This is a genomic window from Paenibacillus naphthalenovorans, from assembly GCF_900099895.1.
Taxonomy (GTDB): Bacteria; Bacillota; Bacilli; order Paenibacillales; family NBRC-103111; genus Paenibacillus_G; species Paenibacillus_G naphthalenovorans.
This window is the reverse complement of record NZ_FNDY01000014.1, coordinates 82226-102841: the sequence shown is the minus strand read 5'-3', so window position 1 is coordinate 102841 and position 20616 is coordinate 82226. Positions and strand designations below refer to the sequence as shown.

General features: G+C 49.8%; 21 protein-coding genes. 13 read left to right on the top strand and 8 right to left on the bottom strand.

What is annotated here, in order from left to right; translation table 11 throughout:
- Positions 1 to 586: 586 nt before the first annotated feature.
- Together BLT35_RS27565 and BLT35_RS15095 are read right to left on the bottom strand one after the other, a co-directional pair.
- Positions 587 to 1189: a hypothetical protein gene (locus BLT35_RS27565; protein WP_074728747.1), complete on the bottom strand. Its 603-nt coding sequence runs from the start codon at positions 1187 to 1189 to the stop codon at positions 587 to 589.
- 686 nt (positions 1190 to 1875) lie between these two features.
- Positions 1876 to 2676 (bottom strand): Cof-type HAD-IIB family hydrolase, encoded by an 801-nt coding sequence (locus tag BLT35_RS15095; RefSeq protein ID WP_062409731.1) that lies wholly within the window; start codon positions 2674 to 2676, stop codon positions 1876 to 1878.
- 235 nt (positions 2677 to 2911) lie between these two features.
- Here BLT35_RS15095 and BLT35_RS15090 point away from each other — a divergent pair, with 235 nt between their 5' ends.
- The 7 genes from BLT35_RS15090 (at position 2912) to BLT35_RS15060 (ending at position 8118) form a co-directional block, all read left to right on the top strand.
- Entirely contained in the window at positions 2912 to 3376 is a 465-nt protein-coding gene (locus BLT35_RS15090) for a MarR family winged helix-turn-helix transcriptional regulator (RefSeq protein ID WP_074728742.1), read from the top strand.
- Between the two features lie 51 nt (positions 3377 to 3427).
- Entirely contained in the window at positions 3428 to 4378 is a 951-nt protein-coding gene (locus BLT35_RS15085; RefSeq protein ID WP_074728740.1) for a ring-cleaving dioxygenase, read from the top strand.
- Entirely contained in the window at positions 4375 to 4989 is a 615-nt protein-coding gene (locus BLT35_RS15080; RefSeq protein WP_062409728.1) for an alpha/beta hydrolase, read from the top strand. Before BLT35_RS15085 ends, BLT35_RS15080 begins: the two co-directional genes overlap by 4 nt.
- 34 nt (positions 4990 to 5023) lie before the next feature.
- Entirely contained in the window at positions 5024 to 5635 is a 612-nt protein-coding gene (locus BLT35_RS15075) for a flavin reductase family protein (RefSeq protein WP_074728769.1), read from the top strand.
- Positions 5636 to 5972: 337 nt separating this feature from the next.
- Positions 5973 to 6548 carry a BsuPI-related putative proteinase inhibitor gene (locus tag BLT35_RS15070; RefSeq protein WP_175471998.1) on the top strand — a complete coding sequence of 192 codons (576 nt, stop codon included), beginning with the start codon at positions 5973 to 5975 and terminating at the stop codon, positions 6546 to 6548.
- Positions 6549 to 6647: 99 nt separating this feature from the next.
- Positions 6648 to 7079 (top strand): Rrf2 family transcriptional regulator, encoded by a 432-nt coding sequence (locus tag BLT35_RS15065; protein WP_054818476.1) that lies wholly within the window; start codon positions 6648 to 6650, stop codon positions 7077 to 7079.
- Positions 7080 to 7254: 175 nt separating this feature from the next.
- Entirely contained in the window at positions 7255 to 8118 is an 864-nt protein-coding gene (locus BLT35_RS15060) for an SDR family oxidoreductase (RefSeq protein ID WP_074728736.1), read from the top strand.
- A 75-nt stretch (positions 8119 to 8193) separates the two neighbouring features.
- On the opposite strand, the gene BLT35_RS15055 is transcribed toward BLT35_RS15060, so the two are convergent.
- Positions 8194 to 8406: a hypothetical protein gene (locus BLT35_RS15055; RefSeq protein WP_062409724.1), complete on the bottom strand. Its 213-nt coding sequence runs from the start codon at positions 8404 to 8406 to the stop codon at positions 8194 to 8196.
- Between the two features lie 237 nt (positions 8407 to 8643).
- Between BLT35_RS15055 and BLT35_RS15050 the strand changes: the two genes are divergently transcribed.
- Positions 8644 to 9837, top strand: a complete 1194-nt coding sequence (locus BLT35_RS15050; protein WP_062409723.1) for an MFS transporter — start codon at positions 8644 to 8646, stop codon at positions 9835 to 9837.
- Positions 9838 to 10180: 343 nt separating this feature from the next.
- Positions 10181 to 11119, top strand: coding sequence for a glutarate dioxygenase GlaH (gene glaH / locus BLT35_RS15045; RefSeq protein ID WP_074728734.1), 939 nt, complete (start codon positions 10181 to 10183; stop codon positions 11117 to 11119).
- A gap of 83 nt (positions 11120 to 11202) precedes the next feature.
- Here the strand turns inward: glaH and BLT35_RS15040 are convergent, their stop codons facing one another.
- The 5 genes from BLT35_RS15040 to BLT35_RS15020 form a co-directional block, all read right to left on the bottom strand.
- Positions 11203 to 11526: a DUF3870 domain-containing protein gene (locus BLT35_RS15040; RefSeq protein ID WP_171005908.1), complete on the bottom strand. Its 324-nt coding sequence runs from the start codon at positions 11524 to 11526 to the stop codon at positions 11203 to 11205.
- Positions 11527 to 11544: 18 nt separating this feature from the next.
- Positions 11545 to 12342 (bottom strand): ABC transporter permease, encoded by a 798-nt coding sequence (locus tag BLT35_RS15035; RefSeq protein WP_062409721.1) that lies wholly within the window; start codon positions 12340 to 12342, stop codon positions 11545 to 11547.
- Positions 12342 to 13169, bottom strand: a complete 828-nt coding sequence (locus BLT35_RS15030; RefSeq protein WP_235594361.1) for an ABC transporter permease — start codon at positions 13167 to 13169, stop codon at positions 12342 to 12344. The genes BLT35_RS15035 and BLT35_RS15030 overlap by 1 nt, the downstream gene beginning before the upstream one ends.
- 80 nt (positions 13170 to 13249) lie before the next feature.
- A complete protein-coding gene (locus BLT35_RS15025) occupies positions 13250 to 14344 on the bottom strand; it encodes an ABC transporter ATP-binding protein (RefSeq protein ID WP_054818479.1) in 1095 nt (364 codons plus the stop codon).
- Positions 14345 to 14363: 19 nt separating this feature from the next.
- The gene (locus BLT35_RS15020; RefSeq protein WP_062409720.1) at positions 14364 to 15482 is read right to left on the bottom strand and encodes an ABC transporter substrate-binding protein; all 1119 of its coding nucleotides are present in this window, start codon (positions 15480 to 15482) and stop codon (positions 14364 to 14366) included.
- 353 nt (positions 15483 to 15835) lie between these two features.
- On the opposite strand from BLT35_RS15020, the gene BLT35_RS15015 reads away from it, so the two are divergent.
- From BLT35_RS15015 to BLT35_RS15000, 4 genes are all read left to right on the top strand, one after another.
- A complete protein-coding gene (locus BLT35_RS15015) occupies positions 15836 to 17764 on the top strand; it encodes a transporter substrate-binding domain-containing protein (RefSeq protein ID WP_074728732.1) in 1929 nt (642 codons plus the stop codon).
- The gene (locus tag BLT35_RS15010; RefSeq protein WP_062409718.1) at positions 17764 to 19137 is read left to right on the top strand and encodes a sigma-54-dependent transcriptional regulator; all 1374 of its coding nucleotides are present in this window, start codon (positions 17764 to 17766) and stop codon (positions 19135 to 19137) included. Before BLT35_RS15015 ends, BLT35_RS15010 begins: the two co-directional genes overlap by 1 nt.
- Positions 19138 to 19160: 23 nt before the next feature.
- Complete coding sequence (locus BLT35_RS15005) at positions 19161 to 20162, top strand: TAXI family TRAP transporter solute-binding subunit (protein ID WP_062409717.1); 1002 nt, start codon at positions 19161 to 19163, stop codon at positions 20160 to 20162.
- A gap of 74 nt (positions 20163 to 20236) precedes the next feature.
- Positions 20237 to 20461 (top strand): SDR family oxidoreductase, encoded by a 225-nt coding sequence (locus BLT35_RS15000; RefSeq protein ID WP_054818483.1) that lies wholly within the window; start codon positions 20237 to 20239, stop codon positions 20459 to 20461.
- Positions 20462 to 20616 lie beyond the last annotated feature (155 nt).

Below are 20616 nucleotides of genomic sequence, written 5' to 3'. Positions count from 1 at the left end.
GGGAAATACCTCGTACTAAAAACAGTCCTTCTTCTGCAGCATTCTTCTACAGCAAAATTTGTTCCAGTCTTCCACACCCAAGTTCAGACAATCGACTACCAACTTCCAGATGCATATATCCGGTGAAGAAATATGTCCATTCGATTTGACGGACGCGCGAATTATGAAATGAAAATGGAAGCATCTGCTGTCCGCCCCCCTATGATTTTTGTAGAGATGCATTAGAACTTGTCGATGCTTTTCACTATCGCTTGGATTTGGAGATAAACTTTTAAATGGCTTCTTCTTTATTTAACAATCGCTTCTGATTAGCAGCGAAATCTCGGGCATGGGACTATTCAATCTAGTGGGTATGATCTCCGGAGCCGTCGGGATGGCTGTCGTGGCGCGTGAACTGGACGAACAAATGTTTAGTTTTCCCTTAATTCCGCTTAAATTCCGGCGCTTGGATATACAGCAACCTGCTTTCCCAGTTCGGCGTCATCGCTGCGGTCGGTGTTTCTGTTTATTATTGCAGCTTTGGCAGAGCAAACGGGAGGCTAGTTTTGCAAAAAAAGAGCCCCGTGTACGACACAGGGCCTGCTGATTATCTGTGGCAAAAGAATGATTCGATGCGGCGCAAATCGAGACCGAAGTAAACCCAGTGTCCGAAATTTCCCCGGCCGAACCAACGGAATCCGGCTATGGAGTTGCGTCCGACAAACGTAAGGTAGATCCAGTACTGATCTCCGTTGGTTTGCCAGATATACACAAACCGGAATAGGCAATTCCGGATACCGCCCGGATCAACGGCAAACAATTGTGCCGACTGCTTTTGCGGAGTGAAGGGTGGCGGAGGCGTTTGAGGCGCGCCCGTTTGAGGGGCCCCCGGTTGGCCGACTCCGTAAGGCGAGACCCCGCCCGGGAACCCGCCTGGGAATCCGCCCGGGAATCCACCCGGGAATCCACCCGGCTGTCCGCCCGGGAATCCGCCTGGGAATCCGCCCGGGAATCCGCCCGGCTGTCCGCCCGGGAATCCACCCGGCTGTCCGCCCGGGAATCCGCCTGGGAATCCACCCGGCTGTCCGCCCGGGAATCCGCCCGGGAACCCACCCGGCTGTCCCCCGGGGAATCCGCCCGGCTGTCCACCCGGGAACCCGCCGGGAGTTGCGCTCCGATACGGATCATAATAAGCACCGAAATAAACCATCTGTACATCTCCTTTTCAGTGAAGTAGGCAGACGTTATGTACGAATGCCTATTGACAGTACCAATATATGTTATTGTTACTTAAAGGTGACTAAGAAAAAGGGAGATGCTTGCACCTTTTTATCCGCTCGGGCCTATACCGGGAGGCTCCCGTGTTGTAGGAGGCGCAGGATGGACTTAGCCGCGGCCGTCATAACGGCAGTTCCGGTACAACCGGCTTCAGGCTGCGCCTGGATTACTTGAACGGACGGATACCGCGAATTTCGGCGTACGGGATCAGAGTCCGCGGGATCAGCGTGTCACCGCCAACTTGGATCGCTGCAATTTGCCCGAGCGCGTCCAGCGTGACAGTACCGCTGCCGGACGCGGGAGAGCAGGGTAGAGATGGCTCTGGCCATTACATGAAATGGTTCGGTTCGGTTTCAAACAACCCTAAATACAAAAAAAGCAGATTGCCGCAATGACAACTGCTTCTTGTTTTTAAATACGGGCCTTCCTTGTTTATGCCGCTAAAAGCCAAAGCCATATGCAGGAAGCACATGCGCTTATTGAACATGCGGCCGATGATGGCACGGTGATTTCTGCAGGCTGGGGGAAGCGTGTGATGGGATAGGCGTTCCGCCTCCATAAGAGCTTCGTCTCGTTTTGCGGCGGTATGGCAATCTATATGTATACCCTGTTTATCCTTTACGCGGTTTGCAGGATGAACTTCTCCACAACATGCTTGATTCCGTCATCATTATTGCTCAATGTGACGTAATCGGCAATTTCCTTCAGAGCATCGACGGCATTCCCCATCGCTACGCCGAGCCCGGCTACCTCCAGCATCTCGCGGTCGTTCCAGCTGTCCCCGATCGCGATGACCTGGGATAGCTCCAGGCCGAAATGCTGCGCCAAATGAGATAACGCGTGCCCCTTGGTCCCCTCGGCATGGACGATTTCCAGAAAATGCGGCTTTGACTTCGTCATGTGCACGCTGCCGCCTGCAAGCTCGCGCAATGAAGGGGCAATCCGGTCCAGTACCTCCGAGTCGTCGATAATCAGAAGTTTGGCCGACGGCATGAGGACAAGCTTTTCGAAATCAGGGTATACCGTATACGGAATTTTCGATAGTGCCGCGTACGCCTCGGCTTTCTCGTTGCTTTCTTGCACGTATAACACATCATCCACATAAGTTTGCAGGTGCAGGCCGCGGTCACGGCAGAACTCAAAGATGGCCCGGGCGGCGTCCAAAGGCACGGTACGTTCGTACAATACCTGGCCGTCGAGCGCGTTCTTGACCAACGATCCCATATAGGTAATCAGCGGCACATTCAGCGAGAGCTCAGCTGCCAGCTGCTTGGCGGAAGCATACATGCGGCCGGTGGCCAGCGTGACGATCACCCCTTGGGATACAGCGGCGGACAGTGCTTGTTTGGTTCCCTCCGTAATTTGTTTCTTATCATTAATCAGCGTATCGTCGATATCAATGGCAAGCATTTTGTACATGGATTCTCCACCCCTGTTTTCTCTAATTCCCTCATTATATCCTAAGCCGGGAAGGATGAAAATGGTCCGAAAGAGGTTTACAGCCTATGTTCACATGATCCCTTTCCATGGACAACCTCCGCTGTGAGGCAATGCTGTCGTTTTTAATCCATGCATGTTGACAATACTTTAAATGAAGCGTATATTTATCTTAAATTAAAGACTTTTAAATTTAATATTTTGAGGATGAAGAAAGATGACAAATGGGAACGAGTCCAAACCGGCGAATAACCGGGAGCTTTCGCTAAAATTGCTGGTTGTGCTTTCCAAAGCGTATAAAGTGATTATGGATCGCGCAATGAGAGATATGAAAAAATACGGTCTCTCCGCGACGGAATTTACCGTGCTGGAACTGCTGTATCACAAGGGGAAAATCCCGCTTCAGCAGATCGGTGATAAAATTTTGGTGACCAGCGGAAGCATTACCTACAATATCGATAAGCTGGAAAAGAAAGGATACCTGAAAAGGGTTCCTTGTTCCGAGGATCGCAGAGTGACGTATGCCGTTATCACCGATGCGGGAACCGATTTTATTCGTGAGATTTTTCCGGACCATGCCGACGTGATCGAGTCCATCATGGGGGGACTCACACCGGAGGAAAAAGCAGACGCCATTGTGCTGTTAAAAAAACTGGGGTTGGAAGCCCAGAAGATAGAATAGCCGTTTTTGTTTTACAGAGTCACCATTAACCAAACAGGAGGGTGAAATCACATGCTTCAACAAACCATGGGGATCCATCACATTACCGCTTTTGTTACAGACGCACAGGACAACGTTGACTTTTATGCCGGGGTGCTTGGCCTTAGGCTCGTCAAAAAGACGATCAACTTTGACGCACCGGAAGTATATCATTTGTATTTCGGCAACGAGGTAGGCAGCCCGGGCACCGCGATCACGTTCTTCCCGTGGGCTGGTGCACGGCGCGGGAGGATTGGAGGAGGTCAGGTCGGATTCACCACGTTTGTCGTGCCGCAGGGCGCGCTCGCCTTCTGGGAAGAGCGACTGCAGCAATTTAACATCCCGTTTACCCGGACAGAGAGGTTTTCTGAAGAGTACCTCCAATTTAAGGATAAAGACGGCCTGCAACTGGAGATCGTCGAGCGGGAGGAGGGTCCCCGGAGTCAGTGGGCGTTCGGAGGCGTAACGCCGGACAAAGCCATCAAAGGCTTCGGAGGCGCCGTGCTTTACAGTAACGCGCCTGATAAAACCATGAATGTGCTGCAGCAGGTGATGGGCCTTGAAAAGATAGGTCAAGAAAACGGCTTTGTCCGCTTTAAAGCCATAGGCGATCTGGGCAACGTGATCGACATCAATGCTGCGCCCGTAGGTTCAGGTATTGGCGGGGCCGGTACCGTTCATCATATTGCATGGCGTGCGAAGGATGATGAGGACCACCAATTGTGGAGAACCCGGCTTCTTCAGAACGGGTTTCAGCCGACTCCTGTCGTAGACCGGCAGTATTTCAATGCGATTTATTTCCGCGAAGAAGGGGGAATTCTCTTTGAAATCGCTACGGATCCGCCGGGGTTTGCGCTGGATGAGCCGGTTGACGCCTTAGGCGAAAAGCTGATGCTTCCCGAATGGTATGAACCGCATCGCGTCGCCATCGAACAGGGGCTGCCACCTATTCAAATTCGTGTTTTGGGGGAGGATAAACCATGAAGCATATTTTTCAAAAAGGAACGGACCCCTCATTGCCGACGCTTGTCCTTTTACACGGAACGGGCGGAACCGAAAACGATTTGCTGCCGCTGGCTCAGATCATTGCACCGGCTGCATCCGTATTGAGCGTAAGAGGCAATGTGCTTGAAAACGGCATGCCGAGGTTTTTTAGACGACTTGCGGAGGGCGTATTTGACGAGGAGGATCTGTTGTTCAGGACGAAGGAGCTGAATGATTTTCTGGACCAGGCTGCGGATGAATACGGGCTGGATCGCCACAATATGGTGGCCGTCGGATATTCCAATGGGGCCAATATCGCGGGAAGCCTCTTGTTTCATCACAAGGATTCCTTAAAAGGAGCCGTTCTGCATCATCCGATGGTGCCGCGCCGCGGCGCAGAGTTGCCGGATCTGACGGGCACACCGGTCTTTATCGGGGCAGGCAGGAACGATCCGATCTGTGCTCCGCAGGAAACCGAAGAGCTGCAGCACCTGCTGGAAGGAGCCGGTGCAAGCGTTACCGTACATTGGGAAAACCGGGGCCATCAGCTGACGGGCTCGGAAGTGCAAGCGGCCGCGGATTGGTTCAGTCCATATTTAGTAAAGCAATAATGAACGGGACCATGATGCCGAAAGGAGAATGAACGTGATATCGATCGATCCGCTCAGCCAGAGCGATAGGGAAAACTATAAGTTAATGATCGGGAGCATTATACCCAGACCCGTTGCGTTTGTGACCACCCTTTCCAAGAAGGGGGTGATGAACGCTGCCCCGTTCAGTTATTTTAATATCGTTACATCGAATCCTCCGATGGTATCCGTATCGGTGCAGCGCAATCAGGGTCTGCTTAAAGATACGGCCAGGAATGCGCAGGATACGGGCGCTTTTGTCGTTCATATCAGCGACGAATCCTATATCGAAAAAATTAATCAAACCGCCGCCAGTTTGGGGCCGGAGGAGAGTGAAGTTCAATTAGCCGGGCTTTCACCTGTCCCAAGCGAGAAAATAGCGGTGCCTGGTGTAGCTGAAGCGAAAATCCGCATGGAGTGCGTGCTTGAACGGTCCATTCCTCTCGGCGGATCCGAAGAGAGGCCCGCCTGCGATTTGTTGATTGGCCGCGTCGTATTTTTTCACATTGCCGATGAGCTGGTTCGGAACGGGCAGATCGATCCGGAAGGGCTTAAGCCGGTAAGCCGGCTTGCCGGCAGCAGCTACAGCAAGCTGGGAGACATTTTTTCGCTTGAACGGCCTGTATAAACGGAGGTAAGACTGTAAAAGAGATTGTCTCGGACAACAAGATGCTGGTGGAGAAAAGCCGGTGGAATATGGGAAGCTGGGCATAACAAAGGGATCAAGCACAGCGGATCACCGGGGTCAAAAAAAAGAGACCCGCAAGCTACGGGCCACGGGTCTAAGGGTTATATATAAAAAAAGGGGGGTCACTAATAAGTATAGGCTACTTATATTAAAGAATGATGATAATAAGATTTCAATTCGATTACAATTTCAACCCGTTCGATTCCGCCCCATTGCAACAATTATAAATCTCATTACGTCTAAACATGGAGGTGATCGGTTTATGCGAAAAGGCAGAATGAAATCTGTACTGTGTTTCATCGTCATACCGGCCGTACTTATGGCTTGTTCCCATGATGGGCAGCAAAACAACTTTTCCGCTGAATCCAGTCCCTCCAAAACGGCAGAGGTGCATCCGGGAGGAACGGAGGAGTTGGAAAAAGAGGAAAAACACGAAAAAGAACCTGCCAAGTCCGTTACAGGCTATTTTGATACGACACTGGAAGCAAAACAGGAAGGCGATCGCATGAAGTTCAGCTTTTCTGTCCGCAACACTTCCGGCAAGGACCTGCAAATATCTTACAGCTCCGGCCAAAAGTATGATATTTATGTATATAACGAGGCCAATGAGGAAATATACAGATGGTCCGTCAATAAAGCCTTCACTCAAGCGCTGATCGTCAGTTCATTGAAGAAAGCCGATACGCTCTCATTCACAGAAGTATGGGATCTCAAAGACAACCAAGGGAAACGTGTTCCCAAAGGACGCTATACCATCCAGGTTAGAGTCATGCTGAACCTTGAAGACCGGCATGCTCCATTAAGCATAAATCCCGATGATTTATCGGACAAAATGGAAATGGAATTAAACTAAGAGCGGCGTAAAATGTAGAACACAAGCAAGCGCAGGGTGTAGGCTGTTGACATTCTTTTGCGCTGGAACTATAATGGTTACAACAAGAGGGTGAAACATATGAAAAAAATCAGCAGCCGCTTTTCGATCGCGGTCCACATCTTGTCGCTCGTATCGCTGAGCTCATCGCCGTGCACGTCGGATTTCATCGCCGCAAGCGTAAATACGAATCCGGTCATTATCCGAAGAATCATCGGACAGCTCAAGAATGCCGGCTTGGTTTACGTAAAGGCCGGAACCGGCGGAACTTATCTGCGCAAAGAGCTGGATGAAATCACTTTACTTGATGTCTATAAAGCGGTTGAAGTCGCCGAGAAGGGCGGTCTGTTCAATTTCCACGAGCATCCTAACCCGGTTTGTCCGGTTGGAGCCAATATCGAATCGGTTCTGCGAAAGAATATGATAGAGGCCCAGAATGCCATGGAACAGCGATTGGCTCAAGTGACGTTAAAGCAGCTGGTGACGGAACTTAGCGAGAAAAAAGGCTTTTGACAAGTTCAATGGTCAACTGCCGCCGTTAAAGGTCTGTCTGAAAGGACTCGATGTGAGGGTTTTTAATATGTGCTGTAACCGATCTTGTTCTCTATTTTTTTGCATTCGTTGTAACCAAATTGGTTATAATAAATTCACCCTTAAATTATAATCCAAAGAAGGGAAGGAATGTCTCATGTCTATTTTTATTACCGGCGCTACAGGTGAGCTTGGAGGTCAGGTGATTCAGCACCTGCTCAAAAAGGTACCCGCCAATCAAATCGTTGCTGTTGTCCGTAATGTGGAGAAAGCCTCCGCTCTCGCCAATCTGGGAGTAGAAGTTCGCCATGGGGATTATTCGCAACCGGAATCTCTTCAAAAAGCGTTTGCCGGCGCCGATAAGCTGCTCTTTATTTCCAGCCCCGATTCGGATGACACGCTGCGCATCGTTCAGCATGCGAATGTCGTAAAAGCGGCCAGAGATGCAGGCGTAAAATATATCGCCTATACCGGTTTTGCTTTTGCCGAGGAATCCAATATCCCTCTGGCTCATGTACACCTGGCTACAGAGTATATGATTCGTACGACGAAAATTCCTTATACATTCCTGCGCAACTCTTTATATACGGAAGTGTTCGTGAACCCGGGCTTGGGCGCATCCCTGGAGCAAGGGGCCATCGTTACGAATACGGGAAGCGGAAGACTGAATACGGTAACCCGAGGTGATTTGGCCCTGGCTGCGGCGGAGGTTCTTGCAGGGGAAGGTCATGAGAACAAAACGTATAATCTGGTGTCGAATCAAACGTGGAGCTATGATGAGCTGGCTCAAATCGTCTCCGAAGTGGCCGGTAAGAAAATCGTGCATCAGTCCGTATCCTTTGAGGAGGAGAAAAATATACTCCAGGGCGCCGGTTTTCCTGAACCCGTTGCCGCACTGTTTGCCGGTATCTATCATGCGGTTTCCCAGGGCGAAACGTCCAGAACGTCTGACGATCTCCGGAAGCTGATCGGATCGGAGACTCCTCTGAAAGAAACCGTGAAACAAGCTTTGCAAGGATAATCATTAAAACAAATTACAAAAGATTGCAACAAAAACAGGTCACCGTTCGTCTGACATGGGTGACCTGCTTTTTATTTACCGCTTTTTCATCTCAAAAAATTCACATGCATTCCGCTGATGATAGGTTACATCGCTGACGCCGGACTGGGTCACAATGGACGTATCGGTAAAACGAATGATGATTCCGCCCGAATCTACAATATGGTCATTCTGAAAAACACGTACAGCGACCTGCCGATCCATCGCCTCCTGGAAGTCTTGATCGGTCAGTAATCTTCGTTGAGCCATGAGTTGTATCTCCTTTATTATCAGTATAAAGAATGCCGGACCTTGCGCCGCATGAAATTTTCTATATCATAGATGGAGCTTTGCTGAACTGTCAAGGCAGCTTCATGCGGCGAAGCGTTCAGGAGATGTTTAATCTTACAAATTGACTTTTAGTTAATCCGTCAATTATTCTGTAGGATGGGATGGAATTCGTACCTGCTGTTACAGTTATTTGGATAGGTAGTAAGGAGAGTAAAAATGAAACAAAATAATAACGCAGCTTTGATCATGCTGATGATCAACATGTTTATCGCTATGCTTGGGATAGGATTAATCATTCCCGTATTGCCGGATTTTTTGAAGGCCTTTGACGCCGGAGGCAAGGCGGCGGGCTATCTGGTTGCCGCCATGGGATTGACCCAGTTTTTGTTTTCACCCATTGCGGGGGAATGGTCGGATAAGTATGGCCGAAAGCTGATGATTGTGTCGGGACTCGCGCTTTTCAGTTTTTCCAATTTTTTATTCGCTGTTGCTCACGAGATGTGGCAGCTGTACGTTTCGCGTTTGATCGGAGGCATTGGGGCCGCGGCCATGATTCCCGCTATGCTGGCGTATGTAGCCGACATTACCAGCGAAGAGAGCCGGGGCAAAGGTCTTGGGATGCTGGGCGCCGCGATGTCGCTGGGCTTTGTCATCGGTCCCGGGATCGGCGGTTTTCTTGCCGAGCTTGGCATTCGCGCACCATTCTATGTATCTGCGGCGGTAGGCGGCTTCGCGATGCTGCTTTCCTTGAGCCTGCTTAAGGAGACCCGGTCGGTCGAGCAGCGGCAGGCGGCCAGACTCTCGACGGAAAGAAAAGAGAACATCTGGCGGCAGTTCGGCAAATCGTTCAAAGCGCCGTATTTGATCCTGCTGGTGCTTATTTTCACGCTGACGTTCGGCCTTGCCAATTTTGAAGCGGTCTTCCCGCTGTTCGTGGATCATAAGTACAGCTACACCTCCCGCGATATCGCGGTACTCATTACCGTAGGAGCCTTGATCGGCGCAGTGGTGCAGGCGGTGCTCATCGGAAGGCTGATTAACCGTTTCGGCGAAAAGACATTGATCAACTTGACGTTCTTTTTGTCCGCGTTGACTATGGTGCTGATGCTGCTGTCCGGGAACTTCTGGTACATCCTTGTGCTTACGACTTTGTTTTTTTCCTTCACGTCCATCCTGCGTCCTGCGATCAATACGCTGCTTTCCAAAATGGCGGGGGACGAACAGGGATATGTTGCGGGCATGAACAATGCGTATATGAGCATCGGCAATATTTTCGGTCCGGCCGTGGCCGGCATCCTGTTTGATGTTCATGTCAATTTCCCTTATTTGTTCGGGGCAGTCATTCTGATCATCAGCTTGGCCATGTCTTTAAGCTGGGGAAGAAGAAAAATGAGCGCTGCGGTCAGGTAAAAGAGGGAATTCCACAGCCCTCATGCTTGCGCCGGCATCTATTTTGAATCCAGGAATTGACACGGGAAGCCATTGTAGCATATGATGAATATAATCACATGTGATCATTCGCGTCTTGCTTGCCAGCCCTTGCAAGATCCGTGAATGAAAAGCGGCAGCACCACCCTTATCATGGAATAGAAACGCTGAGAAACTTGTTGAACTCTGATCCACAGAGAATGGAAGCAGGTTTAAGCCAGCACGATCATTCGTCGTTGAATGATCTGCTGGCTTTTTGCGTTTTTTAGCACATCGATAAGGCGGTGCCCGCATCATATCAAACCTACAGGAGGGATTTGGTTTTATGAGTATGTGGGTAAGCCATCGGGACAGGACTTTTGTACAGAAACATCCGGGGTTTGAAATCGTACCCCATCCGGAGCATTCGCGGCTGTATCATATTGAATTGGATAACGGACTTTTGCAAACGTTTTTCTCCTCGTTTCGGGATGTGGGCACGCAAGCGCTGGAGTACGTGCCGTATAAGCGGTTTATATTGGCCGCAAGGCTGGAGGAATTGTTCGGCGCATCGCTCGGGCAGGCTATACGCCATATTCTGCATGACCGCCAGTCCGGCGGGTTCACCATCGGCGTTCAGGGGCAAACCGTCGATCCGGAAGATTATGTTAAATTCGGCACCGCTGTCAGCCACTTGGTTGGAACCCCCAATTTTGACGCCATGACCGGCACCTATTACGCCCGGTTCACCGTCAAGGATACGGACAACAGCGATTCATATTTGCGTCAGGCTTACCGTCTGTTCACTCTTCATACCGACGGGACGTTTGTGGAAGAAGCCACCGATTGGCTGCTGATGATGAAATTTGAGGAGCGCAATGCGGTGGGAGGAGAATCCAGAATTCTGCACCTGGACGATTGGGAAGAGCTGGAGAAGTTCAGCAGCCATCCGCTGGGGTCTTATCCTTTCACTTATAAATCGCCGCCAAGCAAAAATACCAGTATAACGGTGAAGCGAAAAACCTTCTTCAAACAAAACAACGGCATTTGTGTCTGCTTTATCGATCAATTCGTTTATCCCGAAACGATTGATCAAGCCGTCTATCTGCAGGAGTTTTCCGACTCTTTGGAGAATAGTCCCGCTACCATTGCCATGCCTCTGCCTGTAGGACAGCTCATTATGCTGAACAATGGATTTTGGATGCATGGAAGGGCGCCTTTCGAGAAGCATCCTGAGCTGTACCGGGAGCTGATGCGTCAGCGCGGAATTTTCTCGGAAGTATAATTCTTAAAAGAAGCCCTTTTTCCAATGGGTAATTCCTTTACTTCACCATTGGAGAAAGGGCTTTGGGTTGGACACGAAGCATGCTAGGTTTTTCCCTTGAGATGTTCGTACTGCAAATGCAGGTCTTTCAAGGCGGCGGCCAGAGCGTTGGCGGCCCTGCCGCGATAATGATGCTGAAGGACTCTGATCGGTTCTTCTATGCCGTCTTGAAGACTGAAGCCTCTTAACAGGCTACTGACATAATCTCGTCCATGCTCTGTGGCCAACGTGCAGGAGGCTTCCAGAATAACGCCGTATTTTTTGTCGATCTCCGCTGTGATGGTGAGCGAGTCATATACATTTTTGGCGGCCATGCCTGTGGGCAGCTTGGCGTGTCCTGCGATAAACAAAGTGTTTATCGGAATCATGAATGAGTCCCCTCCGCCTCATGAATGGGATTTTCCGATCATTCTCCCTACCCCATGGATTTTCTCCAGGACGAGGATCAGCGCTGCCGAGATAAAAATAACAATACCGGACACGGATGCGATAAGCGGGCTGTAAGCATCCTGCATCTGGGAGAAGACTTCCAGCGGAAGTGTTCGCATACCCGGCGATACCATAAACAGGGATACTGTAACATTATCAAAAGAAGTGAGAAAAGAAAATAGCGCTCCCGATAAAATGGCCGGCCGAATCAAAGGCAGGGTGACCTTCCAGAATACGGTGATGGGCTTGGCGCCCAGGATCATGGCCGCTCTTTCCAGTGTATAGTCGAATCCGCTCAGCCCGGTGATGACGAAGCGGACGACATAAGGCACGCAAATAATGATGTGTGCGATCAAAAAGCCGGTTGACGTACCCGCGAGAAGCATCGGGGTAAAATAAATTAACAACGCGACGCCTAAAACAAGCTGCGGGACCGTCAGAGGAGCCGTCAGCAGCGATACCAGATACGTTTTGCCGGGCATATCATACTTCGCCAATGCGAGAGCGGCCAGCGTACCGAGCATGACCGAGATCAGCGAGGCCAAGAGCGCGAACTTGGTGCTGTTCAGGAACGCCTCAATAAATTCGGGCCGGTCGAGCAGCATCACGTACCACTGGAATGAAAATCCTTGCGGCGGAAAGCTTGGGAAGCTTGCGCGGGTGAAGGAGGCCGGAATGATGACCAGAAGCGGGAGAAGGATATAGACGATGACCAGCACAGTAATCAGCATACGGACTTTTCCGGTTATTTTCATCAACGGAACGCCTCCCTGAATCGTCCTTTTTCAAACATCCGCGTAAACACGGTCACCATGATCAGCGTGATGCCAAGCAGCACGTAGGAGATGGCTGATCCGTAAGTCCAGCGCAGCAAATGTAGAATCTGATCATAGACCACCACAGGCATCATCGGCACGTTGGGCCCCCCCATGAGGGCCGGCGTCACATAAGAGCTCATCGACATGCTGAATACAAGCGCTACTCCGGAAACGATGCCCGGGAGGCTGAGCGGCAGCGTGACCGACAGAAAGGTGCGAAATGGATTGGCGCCCAGAATGGAGCTCGCTTTTTCCAGCGACGGATCGATATTGTACAAGCTGGTCGCAATGGCCAGAATCATGAACGGCAAATAGGCGTTGGACATCCCGATGACGACCCCAATCTCTGAAAACAACAGCTTCAGAGGGGAATCAACGATACGCAGGGAGGTCAGGATTTGGTTTATCGTTCCGTTAGGCATAAGCAGCAAAAACCAGCCGAAATTTCTCACCACAATACTGACTAGCAGCGGCGAGGCTACGAGCAAAGCCAGCAATCCTCTTACGCCCGGCGAGCATTTGGACATCGTTAAGGCTACCGGATAACCGAGAACAAGCGAGACGATCACCGTGTATACGCTGACTTTGATCGTAAGCCAAAGCGAATTCATATAATACGGGTCGGTGAAAAATTTAATATAATTTTGAATGCCGTACGCTGCATGACCTGACGCTTCGTCCACCTCAATAAAACTTAAATAAAAGATATAAAGCATAGGTACGACGAAAAATCCAATGATGAAGAGCAAGAGCGGAGCCAGCATCAGCCATCCGGACACCAGTCTTGCATGTCTTCTGCGTCTTTTCGGCAGATCGGGCGGGGAAGAAGGCTGAGCGCCGGCGTCTACTGCTTGATTAGCATGACGTCCGATGGTTTCCATCCGATCTTCACCTCGCTTCCAATCGTCCAGGCGGGATCAATATCGCTGCATTGCACCTGTAAAGAATCTCCTTGAAATGATGTGAATATTTCCCAGGAAGACCCCAAATAATTCATTTGCGTGATACGCACGGTATGCAGATCGTAATCGGCATCGGAGACCGGACCGATGGCTACTTTCTCCGGCCGGATATAGAGCTTGACTTGATCCCCGATGGAGCATAAACGGTCTGCTCCCATCACATTCCCGGCTTCCACAAGCATTTGTTCTCCATTTTCCCGCTGTACCGTAATGTTATTCGCATCGATATGGACAATAGAACCGTGCATACTATTGGATTTACCAATAAAATTGAACACGAATTCGCTTCTGGGGTTCGCGTAAATTTCAGTGGGCGTTCCCACCTGTTCGACTTTTCCCCGATCCATGATGACGATCCGGTCCGACATCGACAAGGCTTCTTCCTGATCGTGCGTGACGAAAATCGTTGTTACGCCTACCTCCTTCTGCAGACGCTTGATTTCCATCCGCAGCTCCTGGCGTAATTTCGCGTCCAGATTGCTTAACGGCTCGTCAAGCAGCAGCAGCTTAGGCTGGACAACCAGCGCCCGCGCGATCGCTACGCGCTGCCGCTGGCCTCCGGAAAGCTCCCTCGGATAACGCTGCTCGAGCCCCGTCATTTTCACAATCTCCAGTGCGTTCTTAATGCGGCTGCCGCTTTCCGTTTTGTCTACTTTATGCAGCTTCAGACCAAACTCCAAATTTTCGTAAACCGTCATATGCGGAAACAGGGAGTACCCCTGGAACACCATGCCCAGGTCACGCTTATAAGGCGGAACGCCGTTCATCCGCTTTCCTTTAATATACAGTTCGCCCTGATCGGCATCGATGAAGCCGGCGATCAAATTGAGCGTTGTTGTTTTGCCGCAGCCCGAGGGGCCAAGCAGGGTGAGCAATTCACCCTGCTTGACATCGAGATCGACGCCGCCCAATACCACATTGGTGCCGAATTTTTTATAGGCACCGCGAATTTCAACGTCGTTCATCACTTGCTGCATAGTTTACCTCCGTTATTGCTTATTTTTTTACGCTTTTCCCGAGCTCGGGAGTGACTTCCTTCGTCCATCTGTCCATCCAGGCAGCGCGGATTTCGGAAAGCTTTTTGACATCCGGACGATACACTTTGTCCGTGCCTTTGATGCCGATCGATGCCTGGAATTTTTCAGGAATCTCCATTCCTTGCAATACCGGGTAAAAGCCGCTTTCGGAAATAAGCTTTTGCGATTCTTCGGATATCAGATAATTCAAAAATTGAATGGCTTCCGCCTTGTGCGGCGCGTTTTTGACAACCGTCGCGTTAAATGCCTGAAGAGGCGCCCCCTCTTTAGGAATGACCATTTTTAACGGCACGCCGGATTCGGCTAGATCAGCAATGGCATAGCTGCCCATCACGGTGACATCGGCAGCCCCCTGCTGCATGGCAGGCATCATCTGCGTCGAGTTTTTATAGAATGTATCCGAATAGCGAGCCAGTTCTTTCGCCTTTTCCAGTCCCGGCTCCATATTATCCAGGCTGCCGCCGTTGGCGAAGGCCAGATTATACAGTGTGGTGAAGCTCCAATCGTTGGCGATATCGGAATAAGCGGTTTTTCCCTTGTATTCGGCGCGTATTAAATCGTTCCAGGAGGTGATCGGAGCAATGCCGTTTTGCTCGAACGTCTTCGTATTGTATGCGGGCGCAATCACCAGGCCGAAAGCCGGGACGCCCTTGTTGTCTACCGCGACGAACCGGGAATCGAGCAGCTTCATGTTGGGAACGGTCGCTTCGTCAAGCGTCTCGACCAAATCTTTCTCTACGGCACGCTGCACGTCAAGGGGGACATACACCGCCACATCCAATTGCGGCGCATTTTTTTGCAGCTCCACTTTGGACAGAATCTCGCCCGACAAGGCGGAGAGGAAATTGACTTTAATACCGGTCTCTTCTCTGAATTTCGGTGCAATGACGTCGCGGATCGCTTTTTCAATTTTTCCTCCGTTGGCCGCAACCGTAATTTCTTTATTGGAAGCTGGTGCAGGAGCCGCTGATGGCGGATTTGCCTGGTTTGCATCTTTTGAGGAATTCGGAGTAGGAACACCACATCCCGCAAGCGCTGTCAAAACAAAAATGAGTCCAATGCCAAGCCATTTTTTCATAACACGTTCCTCCCGGTTTTTCAATTTGGGTACATGACTTTCTGGATTTGACACTTGTAAAAGCGCTTTCGCAAATCTTGACCGACCCTCCTTACAAAGCTTTATAAAAAATTTTTTTCTTCTTTCAGTAAGGTAAATGAGCAAATTTCATGCCAATGATTTTTCTGCTGAATTCACCGTTTACCCACAGGGGGGGCGGCATTTTTTGCCGTATTTCCTATCGAGAAGCGGCAGTTTCTGCCTATAATGGAGTGAAGCCTCTGATTTGAAGGGAAAAGATGGCTCTTTTCCGCGCCTTTTTAAAATGCTATCTTTTTATATAAGAGTTGTATTCTTGGAAAAGGTGCCCGAAAATGAGAAAGATTATACTTTGTACACTGATTCTGGTATGGTTTCCTGTGATTTCAGGATGGGCGGCGCAAACGGATCTGCCTTTCCAGCAACATGTATTGAGGGTCGGATTCGAGCGTGATCATCCGCCGTTCTCCTACCTGGACGAGAATGGAAGGCCTTCCGGATTTAGTGTTGAGCTACTAGGGACAATTGCTAGGCATGCGGGCCTGGGACTGAGATATGTCGCCATCGAAACGAGCAATCCCGAACCGCTCGATCAGGGAAACATCGATCTGGTATTGGGCATGAAATACAGCGCCGCTCATAACGAGTTAGTCGATTTTTCAGAATCCTACCTTTCGTTATCCGACGCGTTGGTCGTGCCCAAAGAAAATAAGGAAATCTACAATTTGTCGGGACTCAAAGGGAAAACAGTTGCCGTCCAGCGCGGGAGCAGCGCCTATGACATATTGGAGGACATCCGCAACGTCAGAATGAATATCGCCTCCAGTCAAACGAAAGCGCTGGAAATTTTAAAACATCAAAGGGCCGATGCGTTTGTCGGAAATTATGAAGTGATTCGGCATTATTTTACCAAGCATGACCTCTATTCGGATTATGATGTGAGAGTCAATTCGATTCATTCTTATGAATACGCTTTCGCCGTACGCAAAGGAAATTACGAGCTGGTCCGCCGGTTAAATGAAGGAATCAAGCTGGTGCAGCAAAACGGGGAATACCGCCGGATGTATAATCATTGGTTTCCGCCCTTATTCCCGCAGGATACCCTTTGGAGACAAATCGCCTGGCTCCTGGGATCGGTTTCGATTGCGGTATCCATGTTCATGTTGTTTATTTATATGATGAACAAAAGGTTAAAAAGGGAAATCGGACGACATACCAAAAGGCTCAGAAACTATTTGACCTTTCAACAGCAAATTCTCGATACCATCGATAACGGCATTTTCTCCATCAATAAGGATAAAATCATCCGGCTGGCCAACAAGCGTGCGATGGAAATATGGAATTTGAAGACCGATCCTGTGAATACCTGCATTTCCGGTTCTTCTTTATTCAGGGAAATCGAGCGGATTCTCGATCTGCCTCTGGACGAAAAGGGCCACGAGGGGGAATTCGTGTTGATTCAGGAGGGTTCGGACGAGAAGCTGGTCCATTATTACGCGGCCGTGCTCCGCAACGATTTGGACGGAAAGCTTGGATGGATCATCAGCATGCAGGATCGAACGCAGGAAAAAAACCTGCAAAATAAACTGGTCCTTCAGGAAAAGCTCCGGTCTTTAGGTCAACTTATTGCCGGAATCGCTCACGAGCTGCGAAATCCATTGACGTCCATGAAGGTGTTTATCGAGCTGCTTCCTTATAAAATCGATGATCTTCGCTACAGGCAGGAGTTTATGAAGCATGTACCGGCCGAACTCCGCCGGTTGAACCATGTGGTGGAGGATCTGCTGGATTATACGCGAAGTAAGGTTCCCGTGAAAGAGCGGGTGGATTTGCATGAGTTTCTGTCTTCCGTTATGAAGCCGTTTGAAATTCAATACGCCTCTCAGCCGATTCAATGGATCAACGCGGTGGTTCCGGGCATATCGCTTTATTTTGATAAGCAGCAGATGAAGCAAGTGTTCATTAATCTGATTACGAATGCCATCGACGCCATATCGGAGAGCAATGTGAAAGCGATTACGTTCGAAGCCGAAACGGAGGATGGCTGTACGAGCATTCGGATTATCGATACGGGAGCGGGGATCCCGGACGATGAAATGTCCAGGCTGTTCCAGCCCTTTCATACAACCAAAAGGAACGGAGTAGGTCTGGGTTTATATATTTGCTACAATATCCTGTCCGAGCATGGCGGTGATATCGATGTTCAATCCGTTCCCGGCAAGGGGACGACCTTTACATTAAAATTTCCCGGGGGTGAATTTTAATGAATTCCGTCTTGATCATTGATGATGAACCAGCCATTTGTACCTCCCTGATGTTTGCGTTGGAAGACCAGTATCAAGTGTTTACGACGACTTCACCCGATGAAGGCCTGGTTATGATAGGAAAAGAAAATATCGATGTCGTGCTGCTCGATATGCGGATCGAAGGGGTTGACGGCTTGTCGCTGATTCCTAAGCTGCTCGAAATTTCCCCGAAAACTTCCATTATTGTCATGACGGCGTTCGGAACGATCGAAACGTCGGTGAAAGCGATGAAGCTGGGCGCTTACCATTATTTGACCAAGCCGATTAATTTGGATGAGGTCCGCATTTTAATTGAAAAATCGCTGCACATCAACGATTTGAAACAAGAAGTTAGGCGCCTTCGCGAGGTATTGCGGCCGGAATACAGCTATTGCGGCATTATCGGCAAAAGCTCCGCAATGAGAAGCTTGTTTCAACTCATCGCTAAAGTGAAAAACATTGACTCGAACCTGCTGATCACAGGAGAAAGCGGGACGGGCAAAGAGATGGTGGCCAAAGTATGCCATTCAGAAGGAGCGCGGCATAAATATCCTTTCTCCGCTTTGAACTGCGCGGCTATACCGGAAACCCTGCTCGAAAGCGAACTGTTCGGGCATGAGAAGGGAGCCTTCACAGGGGCGTTTCAACGAAAGGAGGGGGTGTTCGAGCAAACGCATGGCGGTACGATTTTTCTCGATGAAATCGGAGAGCTGCCCCTTCACCTGCAGGCCAAATTGCTCAGAGTCATTCAGGAGCGGGAAGTCGTCCCGATCGGTTCCCACCGGCGCAAGCCCGTTGATGTCCGAATCATTGCGGCGACCAATCGGAACTTGGCCGAGGAGGTCAGCAAAGGCGCCTTCCGCGAGGACTTGTATTACCGTTTGAATGTCATCCCTGTCCATGTGCCGCCGCTGCGCGAAAGAATGGAAGATTTGCCGCTGCTGATCCATCATTTTCTTCAAATCTACGGTGTGAAAATGGGCAAAACCGATGTCCGCTTTCATTCCTCGGCCATGGATGTGCTGTACCGCCATTCTTTTCCGGGAAATGTGAGGGAGCTGTCCAATATCATTGAATATGCAGTCGCCTTGGCCAATGACAGCTTGCTTAAAATTCACGATCTTCCTGTTTATTTGCAGGAGAAGGCTTATGAGAGAAAAGACGGCGGCCAACAGGGAGGGGATGGGATCTTCATTCCCTCAAGACTGACGTTAGAGCAGGCCGAACGGGAGTTTATTTTGCATAAGCTGCAAATTTGCAACGGGCATCGCAAAAAAACGGCTGAATCTTTGGATATCAGCGAAAGAGGGCTCAGGGATAAATTATCCAAGTTTTTGCCCTCCAAGGATTAGCCGGAGAAAGCGGGGAATTCATTATGCGGCAAAGATTTTTATGGGTTCTTGCGCTTATGGTTACGGGGCTTTCTCTATTTGTCTATCATACGATTCAGTCTTCGGGCAATCAACCGGATCGGAGCCATTCTGACGAAACCATCGTGACCATTGCGACAGGCAATGCTTCCGGCCCTTACTTTACGATTGGGAGCGCTTTAGCCAAAAGGTATGAAGAGAAGCTCGGGATCAATGCGTCTGTCATAACGACGGGCGGCTCGGTGGAGAACATGGGACTGATGGAAGCGGGAAAGGCGGATATGGCTTTTGCCATGTCGGACGCGGTTACTTTCGCTTACAGCGGAACCGGGGGAATCAAAGAAATGAAAGATTTACAGGCCATGGCAGGGCTGTATTTGAATTGTGTGCAAATCATTACGCTGCATGGCAGTCCCATTCATACCGTCTCCGATTTAAAAGGCAAACGGGTCGGCGTGGGCGCTCCCGAGAGCGGGGTGGAGGTGAATGCGCGCATGCTGCTTGAGGCCCTCGGCATTACGTATCAGGATATTCAGCCCGAATATTTGTCCTATACCGAAGCGGTGGAGCAATTAAAAAATCAAACCATTGATGCCGCCTTCTTTACTTCCGGGCTGCCTAATCCGTCGGTCACCGAGCTGGCCAAATCGAAACCGGTCACGATCGTTCCTATCCCGATGGAGGAAGTAAGGAAACTGAAGGAAACGTACCCGTTTTTTCAGATGACGGAAATTCCTGCGGGCACATACCGGAACGACGTCTCCATTCCTACGGCGGCCACGCTGAATGTGATGCTCGTAAGAAAAGAGCTGGATGAAGAGCTCGTGTATAAGCTGACCAGAGAGTTGTTTGAAAGCTTGACTTATTTACAAAGGGCTCATCAGGCGGCCCATTCCATTGATATTGGGAAGGCGAGGCAAAACCTCCCGATTCCGGTTCACCCCGGCGCGGAGAAATATTATAAAGAAGCTCAGCTGTCGGGCACATTTTCGGAATCGGGGAGGTGACATGCAGCCGGATTGCGCCAAGAGGATGCAGGTTTTATCATCGGTTAAAACGAAGAGGAGAGGACGTTGATCTTATGGATCTCGGATTAAAAGGAAAAATCGGTTTTGGTACTTCCAAATATGATTCTGTCCATACGATTCGTGCAGGGGTCCATGCTCTTGCCAAAAGCTTGGCCACAGAGCTTGCCGGGGATGGGATCTTAGTCAATACGGTGGCTCCCGGACGCATTATGACGGATCGAACAGCCGAGCTGGATCGGATAAAAGCGGAAGACGGAGGCATGATTAAATCTTTATAGACCGTTAATTACTCCTTTGATGTGAGAAAAACACTTGGGATCTTCAAATTCTCAAGTGTTTTTTTAAAAAATTGGCTATGTTAAATCATGTTGTTGATATTTGATAATTGCGAACATTTGTTCTATAATTAAGGTAATATCATTGTCTCGGAGAT